8 protein-coding genes and 1 pseudogene are annotated in these 10,294 nt (G+C 39.0%); all 9 read left to right on the top strand.

What is annotated here, in order from left to right:
• The first annotated feature begins 273 nt into the window (after nt 1-273).
• On the top strand, nt 274-600 hold the full coding sequence (locus tag RMY27_RS34990; RefSeq protein ID WP_322669384.1) for a hypothetical protein: 327 nt from the start codon (nt 274-276) through the stop codon (nt 598-600).
• Between the two features lie 28 nt (nt 601-628).
• Nucleotides 629-3,451 (top strand): hypothetical protein, encoded by a 2,823-nt coding sequence (locus RMY27_RS34985; protein ID WP_322669383.1) that lies wholly within the window; start codon nt 629-631, stop codon nt 3,449-3,451.
• Between the two features lie 2 nt (nt 3,452-3,453).
• Nucleotides 3,454-4,164, top strand: a complete 711-nt coding sequence (locus tag RMY27_RS34980; protein ID WP_322669382.1) for a hypothetical protein — start codon at nt 3,454-3,456, stop codon at nt 4,162-4,164.
• 59 nt (nt 4,165-4,223) lie between these two features.
• On the top strand, nt 4,224-5,342 hold the full coding sequence (locus RMY27_RS34975; RefSeq protein WP_322669381.1) for a hypothetical protein: 1,119 nt from the start codon (nt 4,224-4,226) through the stop codon (nt 5,340-5,342).
• 64 nt (nt 5,343-5,406) lie between these two features.
• On the top strand, nt 5,407-6,198 hold the full coding sequence (locus RMY27_RS34970) for a hypothetical protein (protein ID WP_322669380.1): 792 nt from the start codon (nt 5,407-5,409) through the stop codon (nt 6,196-6,198).
• Nucleotides 6,195-7,784: a TrbI/VirB10 family protein gene (locus tag RMY27_RS34965; RefSeq protein ID WP_322669379.1), complete on the top strand. Its 1,590-nt coding sequence runs from the start codon at nt 6,195-6,197 to the stop codon at nt 7,782-7,784. Before RMY27_RS34970 ends, RMY27_RS34965 begins: the two co-directional genes overlap by 4 nt.
• Before the next feature lie 14 nt (nt 7,785-7,798).
• Nucleotides 7,799-8,518, top strand: coding sequence for a hypothetical protein (locus RMY27_RS34960; protein ID WP_322669378.1), 720 nt, complete (start codon nt 7,799-7,801; stop codon nt 8,516-8,518).
• Complete coding sequence (locus RMY27_RS34955) at nt 8,515-9,729, top strand: hypothetical protein (protein WP_322669377.1); 1,215 nt, start codon at nt 8,515-8,517, stop codon at nt 9,727-9,729. Before RMY27_RS34960 ends, RMY27_RS34955 begins: the two co-directional genes overlap by 4 nt.
• A gap of 27 nt (nt 9,730-9,756) precedes the next feature.
• Nucleotides 9,757-10,239: pseudogene (locus RMY27_RS34950) on the top strand (type IV secretory system conjugative DNA transfer family protein); the annotation flags it as partial.
• Nucleotides 10,240-10,294: the final 55 nt, after the last annotated feature.

Genomic DNA, 10,294 nt, shown 5'->3' with positions numbered 1-10,294 from the left:
ACGTCCAGTTCTGTAGAAGAGGTAGAGAGAGTGATTTTTCTATCGACTTCAACCAAACATTAGCCAGAACTCCATTAATTATTGTCCTTTCAGTTTTTGTAGGAGATTTAGTTACTGGCTTAATTACTGGAGCTTAAATCAGTGAATAATTATCAGTTATCAGTCTCTCACTGATAACTGTTAAATGCAAGTTTCATTTGGTTAGAGCATTTCTTGAATAGGAGAAATTGCCCAGATTCAAGAAATGCTTCATCTCAACAAGTAGTTAAAAAAATGAGAAATGAAAATAAATTTCGGACTGTAAATAGGATCTTAGGAGACAGACCCAGATTAGGGCCATTTCCCGCCGACCAGATTTTTCCTTGGTCAGTAATAGCAGTATTAAATGTATTTATTGTTGATTACACATTCAAAGCAGGATGGTTAGCAACTGGATTAAGTATTGCTTGGGGATGGGCTACTTGGTGGGTAGTTTCTACAAATAAAGATTTTTTTGGGAAATTTGTCAGTGTGCCTCGTTTAAGCAGAGGTTATATGCCTTTTAAAACCTTGAACAATAACACAGGGTTCAGAGATCAGAAGCCAGGATTAAGGAAGTAGGTTGAACTACATAATTAGTGCGCCCATCATGACACCTCAGAAACAATCCAAACATCCAGATAAATTAGGTAAGAAAGCATTAGAAAAGGAGCAGATTGAGTTTGCTAAAGTCTTGACTCCCTTTGAGGATATTATTCATTTGGCGGGGATCTGTAACTTGAACTTAGGCGGCAGAAGAGGCATAGGTGCATTGATCCTCAAAAAAGGTGAATCGATTCAAATTAAATTTTGTTTTGATTGCTTAGGGATTCATCCGAATTTAGGCAGCGAACAGATGTTACCAATGTTTGAGGGAATAGAAGCCGGACTCAAGGAAATCCCGGAGCAAGAATCATTGACCATACATTTTGGTTCATTCACTTCCGATTATGAACGACAGCAGGAACTCAAGTCCATTGAGAATAATTGCTCAATCGAGCAACTTAAACTTTTAATCCGTAGTGAAAGATTACGAATAAAAGCTTTAACCAAAAGTGGAACTAGGAAAAACAAATTTTTGAGGTTATGGTGTACTTATACTGTTACATCTGATGATGAACGAAGCCAAGATTTGGTGGAATCTATTATTAGAAAATTAGAAAAAGCTTGGTATAATTTTACCGGAGAAATTCATTCAATTAACAACACCAAAATTGAAACCATTTTGCAAAATTCATTTAATGATGGTTTTCAATCATGGGAGAATTTACTTAATAATAAGATGAAATTGGGGATTAAAGCTTTGAGTGCTGAAGAACTCTGGACGGTAATCTGGCAGCAATTTAACCATTCATCACCAGCATTAATCCCTAATCCCTTAAAAATAGATGAAGTAGGTGGACTAATCGAAACCCAAACAAGCGATTTTCACATCCGGCATCATCTATTAGAAAATGAGCAATCTATACCATTTTTAGATCGCAAATGGGTAAAAATTCAAGATAAATATATTGGAGCGTTGAATTTTAGTCAAAAGCCGGGAGGTTGGATAGATGAACAGGCACAATTAAGATATCTCTGGTCACTGATATCTCGTGATAGTATTTTCGATACTGAAATTTTTTGTCAGGTGACAAAAGCTAACCAAGGAATCACGAAAACCAACCTCCAAAGACTAACTAAACAGTCGATTACTTCTACGACATTATCCAGTGATAAAGGTAATATTGATGTCAAGTCGGGACTGAATATTGAGTCAGCAGTAGAAGCCCAGAAGACGATTTATAAAGGAAATGTTGTTGTACACACGGCTGTAGTTTTCCTAGTACATCGTCAATCAACACGTTCTTTAGATGAAGCTTGCCGTTACCTTGCGAGTTACTTCTTGCGTCCGGCGGCAGTTGACCGGGAGATAGAATACGCCTGGAAGACATGGTTGCAGTGTTGTCCATGTGTTTGGGAACCACTGTTAACCAAGCCTTTTAACCGCAGACTGCCATATTTTAGTTCTGAAGCACCAGGGCTGATGCCTTTAATTCGCACAGCCACAGGAGATCGGACTGGGTTTGAGTTAATTGCAGAAGAGGGGGGAACACCTGTATATCTAGACTTGTACCAAAATCACAAGAATCTAGCTGTTTTCGGTGCAACTCGTTCGGGGAAATCAGTTCTGGTGGCTGGAATTCTCACACCAGCACTTGCCCAAGATATCCCAGTTGTCGCTTTAGATTACCCCAAACCAGATGGTACATCTACCTTCACTGACTACACTAATTTGTTAGGAAAAGACGGGGCTTACTTTGATATTTCTAAAGAATACAACAATCTTTTTGAGTTACCGAATTTGCAAGGACTAGAACCAGAAATTATCAATGAAAGATTGAATGATTTCAAGGAATTTTTGAAATCGGTGCTGATGACAATGGTGGTTGGAACTAGCATGATTGGGGTTAAACCTGGGATGATTACCAATATTGAGTCAATCATTGCTTTAACATTAAAAATATTTTTCAACGATGATGAAATCAAAATGCGCTATAAGTTAGCGCTCTCATCGGGAGTAGGAACTTTAGAATGGGCAGAGACTCCAACGCTGCAAGACTTTTACAAATACTGTTCCCCAGCCTTTGTTAAATTAGATTCTATTGCCAGTAACAGTCGAGATATAATATCAGCTTTAGAACAAATTCGACTGAGACTTAGTTACTGGTTAAGCACAAGAGTTGGACAGTCAATTTCTCGCCCTTCTAGTTTTAGAACTGATGCAAAATTACTTGTTTTTGCATTAAGAAATTTATCAAGTGAAGCGGATGCAGCCATCTTAGCTCTGAGCGCTTATGCTGCGGCACTCAGACGAGCGTTAGCATCGAAAGTCAGTATCTTCTTCCTTGATGAAGCACCAATTTTATTTCAATTTGAATCAATTGCAGATTTGATTGGTAGATTGTGTGCAAATGGTGCAAAAGCGGGAATTCGCGTAATCCTATCTGCTCAAGAGCCAGAGAGTATTTATCAAAGCAAGGCAGCATCTAAGATTTTTGCAAATATTGGCACTAGATTAGTCGGGAGGATACAAACCTCAGCAGTAGACCCATTCATAGAGAGATTTAAATATCCCACCGAAATCATTCGAGTTAACAGTACAGAAGCTTTCTATCCCCAAAAATCAGGAATTTATTCTCAATGGTTGCTTGATGATAACGGTAAACTAACTTTTTGCCGTTATTATCCCGCCCACTGTTTACTGGCATCTGTCGCCAACAATCCGCACGAGCAAGAATTACGGACTCTTTTTCTGAAAAATTATCAAGATAATCCTTTGTTAGGAATGGTCAAGTTTACTGAGGATTATATCAAGATGATTCGAGAAGAAGAGTTGTCTGAGGAAGGTAAAAAACTGATGTTTCAATTAGAAAAAACAAAGGTGGTTTAACTATGAAGAATCGTCAAAAAGTTGCTGTACTACTTTCTGTTACTGTAGTAAGTTTATTACTAGCTACACCCAGTTATGGATTAGTCATTAGTGACTTTTTTAGCTCTCTAGTTGATGATATTAAAGGTGAAGTAAGCCAGATCCAAACTTGGGCAAAATTGCAAATAGATCAAAGTTGGGCTGGCATTAAGAAAGATGCTCAAGCTGCAATTGATAATACTGTCGGAGAGATGGGAGCGCCAGATCCGATTGCTAGTAGCGATGAACTTAAAAATCGGATTGCTGATACTTACTCTTTACCAGTCGCCAAGGAAAAGGGGCAAGATTTAGAGCGAGAACTCACAAGAGCTTCAATCATCAGTGTTGTAGGTAAAACTGGGCAAGCAGATACGTATCAAAAAATAGAGAAAACAACACAAATAGCTCAAGACGCGAAAACCATTGCTGACCAAGCTCAAGACATGGATGCTTCTCAAAATGTCCTGAAAGCGATCGCCGCTCAAAATGGTCTGGTGGTTTCCATGTTGGCACAACAGCGCACTGATTCATTGCAAGCAAGGCAGGATAATTCATACTCCAATCTCATGCTGACTCAAGTCGCAGAAAACACAGCAAATGCACGAAAAAAACAAGATTTGAATGAATTAGGTACTCTTTCTTTGGCCCATGAACTTATCGGTATATCTCGTTTAGATCCCACCCAAGAAAATTAACGAGGAGAGGAAACTCTTAACATCTTGCTGATTCTTTCTCATCAACTCGCCCTTATCTTATGCTTTCAAAAAATTACTTATTCGCTCGATCTCAGTTTGCTGGTGCAGATTTACTAGAACAAGCAAGTAATACAGCAGATTTTATTGCTCAAGGTTTCAATCAAACTTGGGAAGAAACTATCACAGGTGATTTATACGCTGCTATGTGCAAAATCGGTATATTGTTCGCCGTTGCGACATTTGTCTTTTTCATGGTTGAGTGGACAAAGAAAATGCTCTCAGGCGATGAACAACGTGCATATACAGATTTTATCTGGGTGTTAATAGTTATAGTACTCTTAGCAAATAATGGCAAAGCTTTAGGCTCAGGTACTCTCGGAATCAGAAATTACATAAATAATACAAACCAATATATACTAACACGTACAGCAAGAGGTGTTGACTTAAGGGCTGCATATCAAAAAGCCTTGGGTGTACAAGCGGTGCGTGAGGCTATTGGTAAAGAAATAGAAAATTGTAAAACCTCGTCTCTGAGTCCAGAAGAATCTGTTAAATGTCTGTCGGATGCTAAAGATAGACTTCAACAAGACTATCCGAGTTATTTTACTGGTGAAAATGGCCCGTTTTCATGGGTCATTCAAAAAATAGACAGAATTATTCAAGCTCCAATAGAGGCAATTAAAGGTGGGGCTAATCCTATACAAGTAATACTTTCTCCTTTCAGTGCTTATATTGGTTCTTCGGTCATCGAAATTGTTTCCATTGTATTGATTGGCTTAAACGGAGCTTATCAATGGGCAATTGAACTAACGATGTTGTTAACAGCACTTCTCGGCCCTTTAGCTGTAGGTGGTTCTTTATTACCTTATGGTGGAAAAGCAATTTTTACTTGGCTTACGGGTTATTTCGCTGTAGGAATGGCGAAACTTTGTTTCAACGTAATTGCCGGATTAGCCGGACAATTGATTGCTACCTCTAGAGCAGATCAACCTCTATTCTTCCTTTTTACAATTGGGATTTTTGCTCCTTTCTTAGCAACTGGATTAGCTGCTGGTGGTGGTTTAGCTGTACTTCAACAAATCAACAAAGCGGCTGAAACCTATAGCACAATAGCTATTGATGCTACTAAAGCTATAACAACATCTGGTGGCAGTTTAGTATCAAAATTCAGTAAATAGAGGTAATAGCTATATTAAGAGTTCTCTATTAAGAGTTAAGAGTTCCCTCTCCAACAAACCGACAATGTTTAATACAAAGAATGCTACAAAGGCAAAACCAGAGCCGTTACAGCTTCTGCAATATAACAAATCTGTCCCAACTAGAATCGGAATAATTTCACTGGCTGGATTTTCGATGGCTTTGTTCTCTTTATTACTACAAATCCTTAATTATGGGGCAGTCAGTAGTTTAGGTAAAAAGCAGTTAGCCCTAGTGCAATTGTCATCAGGAGAATCAGTTGTTGCCCAAGCAGTAGAGCCGAATGAACGCTCCGATGAAGTTATTAAAAAATTTATTTCTAACACATTTATCAAGATGTTTAACTGGGATGGACTTGTTCAAACTTTTAATGAAAAAGGAGAACCCATTACTAAACAAGATGCTGGTATAGATGTAGGTAGAACTGAACGTTCTAATGGCAGAGTAACTACTTCTTCTTATGAAGCTGCTTATGCAATCAGTGAAAAGCATGATTTTCGGACAGCATTTTTGCGTAAGCTAGCTCAAATGACCCCAGCAGGGGTATTTAACGGTGATACACAAGTATCTTTGATTCCCCGCTTCATTTCATCACCTCGCAAAATTAAAGATGGTCAATGGTCAGTAGATTTAGTAGCTACTCTCGTTACTTTTACAAGAGTTGATAATGCAGGCAAAGGTATACCCTTTAACAAAACTATTACTGTAGAAGCCATTAGTACACCGCAAAATATCCCTAATGATACTACTGCTCTGGCAAAGAAAATATATCAAGTCAGGCAAGCTGGATTAGAAATTACGCAAATCGTCGATTTAAATTTGGCTAACAGACAATGACAAATACTCACATTAATAGCTCATCAACTGTAGATGATTTTCTCCAAATAGATGATGACTTAAAATCTTCAGCAATGAGTTCAGATTCCAGCCCAAGGGAAATTACGTCAGAGCGAGAATTAGATAATCCATCAGCCACAACTAAACATACAGTAATTACTTCTCCCTGGTCAAGATTGTTGGTCATAGCACTCCCTTTTGGATTGACCTTCCTAGCTATATTTTGGCTGCTGAATGGGATTTTTAATCCTGATAGCCGCGATACTACTAAAACTATTGAAGAACCAAAGTCTTCAGAAACTAAAGAACAAGTTGAGCAAACAGATGGGGATGTTTACGCTAAGTTAGCGCTGAATCAGCAAGAAGATGAATTAAATAAGATTAATCAGAGTAAGCAGGAAGTTAAAGTTAATAATAAGCCTGTGAGTGTTGCATCACCACCAACACCAACAGCTACACCTGTTGCACAAACACAAAGTTATAGCCCTAGACGATATTACGTTCCGAGTAGAACTAACCCGACTATTTCATCACCACCTCGTAATCAAACGTTGCCAAGAATTAGTAATCCTTTTAGGACTGTTACGCCGAAAACAGAAACGCCAACAGACGTGATAGCTGAATTTAATCGACTTCGCAGCTTAGGATCTTACGGAAAAATCGCTTATACACCTACTTCAAATAACCAGCAGATATCAACAGAGGTGACATCCTTTCAAACACCGAATACAACACAAATTAAAGTACAGCCACTCAATAGTGCTTATACAACACAGCAAACACGCCCTAACTTCTCTAACAGTACATCCACAGAAATTGAGAAAATTCGCCCTCGTTGGTTAGCCGATTCTAAATCTGATAAACAAATAGCAGATGGTAATTACTTGTCTCAAGAAAACCAAATTCTGCAACAGCGCAAAACTCGCTATTTAGTTGTTGGGGAATTCGCAAATGGTGTTTTAGTGACTCCAGTGATCAAGCAGCAAAGCGAAAATACTCGCTTCCAACAACAGCAGGCTTCAGATGATAGTAAACGCTATGTTGCCAGATTAACGGCTGATTTGCATGACAACTATGGAAATGTGGCAATTGATAAAGGCACTTTATTGGCCGTTGAAACCCTACAGATAGATCGTGGCTCTTATGCAACTGTGCAAGTTACGAGCATTATCAAAGATAACACCGAGTACCCAATTAGTAGCGGTGCAATTTCTGTATTAGGAGAAGGTGGGAAACCATTACTAGCTAAACAGTTCCAAGATAAGGGAGGGGAAATTGCAGGTTCTGACTTGACTGTGGGATTAGTCAGTGGTTTGGGTCAAGTAGGAGCAATCCTGAATCAATCTGATTCCAGTAACAGTGTAGTTAATTCTGCTACAGGGACATTTAGCTCTAGCACGACTTCAAACAGCCAGCGCAATATTGGCGGGGCATTCTTACAAGGTGCTTTTGGTAAGCTTAGTGACACCATTGGTAAACGTGCAGAAGCTTCTAACCAACAAATCACCGCTCGTCCCAATATTTGGTATATCCCACAGGGGACAAAGATTACGTTTTTGGTGAATCGTTCTCTGGAGTTGCCGTGAAGAAGTTAAAACTCGTGACAGCGTTCCAGCTTGGGGTTGCTGCTTTTTTGGCAGTGTGTCTATGTCTAGTTCCAGTCAAAACCCATGCTCAAAGCACAGTCCGCACTATAAAGCAATCTCAGGTTAGTGGCAGTACTGCCAAGCTGCAAAAAATTAAGGTCTGGAATGGCTCAGGCGTATCAATTTCATTTTATGAAGTCAATGAGATGGTGAAGCGGGTGTGGATTGACGATCCCTCGCAAGTTTTGATTGACACTGATGGTTGTTTAGAGGGAATCGACCAGAACTGTCAAAACAGTAGTGCTGGACTACTTCACTTACGCCGGATTAAAAAGGTTCCGGTTCCAGGACTGCCGCAAACAAGTGCAACTTTGCTTACAGTGATTACTCAAACGGCTTCTGGCTCGCGCAAAGTTTACCACTTTCAAGTTACCCCATCTAATTCCCGTCCTGAATATAGTCAAGTGTCAATTATTAACGACAAGCCATTTTCTTTAGTAGCTCGACCGAGATTATCGCCCTTAGTACAAACTATCAACACCATAAAACAAATCAGAGCGGGGATGAGAGTAGCGATTAGTAATGGTTTGCTCTCTTCATCTGATGAACTTCACAATCGGATTGAGCAATTCTTGACTCATTTTCAAGGTGGAGAGCAAATGCCTGCTGCTGCTGATAAAGCTGGTGTTTCACTTAAATTAGTTAACAAATTAATTGAGCTTGGACAAATATGAAAACATCAAAGCGTTCGCCCAAAATTAGTTTTGACACGATTCGCTATTTAATATTGTTTGGGTTGCTAGGAGGATTGTTTATTCACAGTTTTTGTAAGTATGGAATCATGAATCAGGTAATTGGATTTATACTGCCCAAAGCATCAGCACAAGTTCCATTTGTTAGTAGCAAGAATGGCTTGATTCCAGACTGGTCAAAAATGAAGTTTCAAAACATGATTGTATCTGAATCTGGTAATGTGACTTACCCATCCGTGAGAGGGAATCAGACTAGAACTTGGCAAGCTGGACAAAGTATTGGCGATTTTATGGAGCTTGGGGATTTTGAAGATGCCAATCTGAATATTGAAAAGCTTACCCTTTCGACGATATCTCAGGCATTAGCTATTGATTTAGATAGTTTAAAGCTTGACGATTTTGGAATAATCAAAACTCAAACCCTTAGCGATTTAGTCAAAGCTATACCTGAATTAGCTAATCAATCAGCCAGTAGTGTAGCACCAATAGCTGACTTTTTTCGCCAAATGGGTATCAGCACTAATCAAAGAATTGGTAACGTTGCTAATTATTACAATTTAGATAATATCACTCTCGGCAATGAAATTGATTTGTCTAAATACAAGCTGACATCGATTCCGGGGATTGAAAACTCATCATTTGATGAATTTGCTAATTGGCAAGATACTCTAATTTCAGACATCCCCGGATTAAAGGATTTATCTTGGAATAATTTTCCTAATGTGCCAGAGCCGGATCTTTCTTTCGTTGGTCAAGTAGATTTGCCATTGGGAGATATAGAAGCTAACCGGATTCGCAGCATTTCTGGCAGTTATCAAGAGGGTTTTAATGTCCCTTGCAAGTCCCATAATTGCGTCCACTTTGAAGCTTCAGGTCTTGGTCAGACCACTGGAGCGCAATGGATTTCGGGTAAAGTCCAAAAAGTAAAAGGTGGCTATGGAATTTTAGCTGTAGCTAATGGTGGTCTTGAGCCAACAGGTCGTCATCCCTTTGGTAAATCATTTAAACAAGTGGTTTGGGATATAGATGAATCTAGCGGTTCCGTTAACACTGCTATGTTTTTCCGTTTCTGCAAGACTATTCCTTTTGTTGGTCGGACTTGTACTCCCTACTTTATTGGGCCAGTTCCGTTTATCAATTATCACGAAAAAGACCCAATTATTTTTGGTAGTCCCTCTACTGTTCCTAATTAACTATTCTTAATTCCTGAATTTTGCGTGATGAGCAATAATTTGACTACTTCTACAAACAACCAACCATTTCATTTTGAACAGTTACAAAATCCACATAGCGACATTGGTAAGTACACTCATCATTTATTTAAGCCAAGTGGATTAGCAATTATAAGTATGTTGAGTGCTTACATTTTAATGAGAATATTTTTCGGGGATAGCTCCAATAAAAAAAAGATTGCTACTAGTTACTGGGGAGGTACTAAAGAAACTGCTGCTGCCAAAAAAAAGGCGTTACAACAAATAAATTCACCTAAATGTGATAGCGCTGCACTTTACATAGGTAAGCATAAATTCAAGGATACTAAGCAAGAAAGAGGCGCTGGCACTACTTTTTATATTCCTGATGTTCAACGAGGGACGGCGGCAATTGGCGCTCCCGGTAGTGGTAAAACTTTCAGTGCTATTAACCCCGCAATTTACTCTGCCATTGACCAAGGATTTCCGATAATTGCTTATGATTTTAAGTATCGTGCGACTCGTTGGCTAGAAATCACTCGCTAAAAGTGAAGGATTAGCCGCTAGG

The sequence above is a fragment of the Nostoc sp. DedQUE09 genome (assembly GCF_034530915.1).
GTDB lineage: Bacteria > Cyanobacteriota > Cyanobacteriia > Cyanobacteriales > Nostocaceae > Nostoc.
This window is presented reverse-complemented; position numbering and strand designations above follow the sequence as displayed.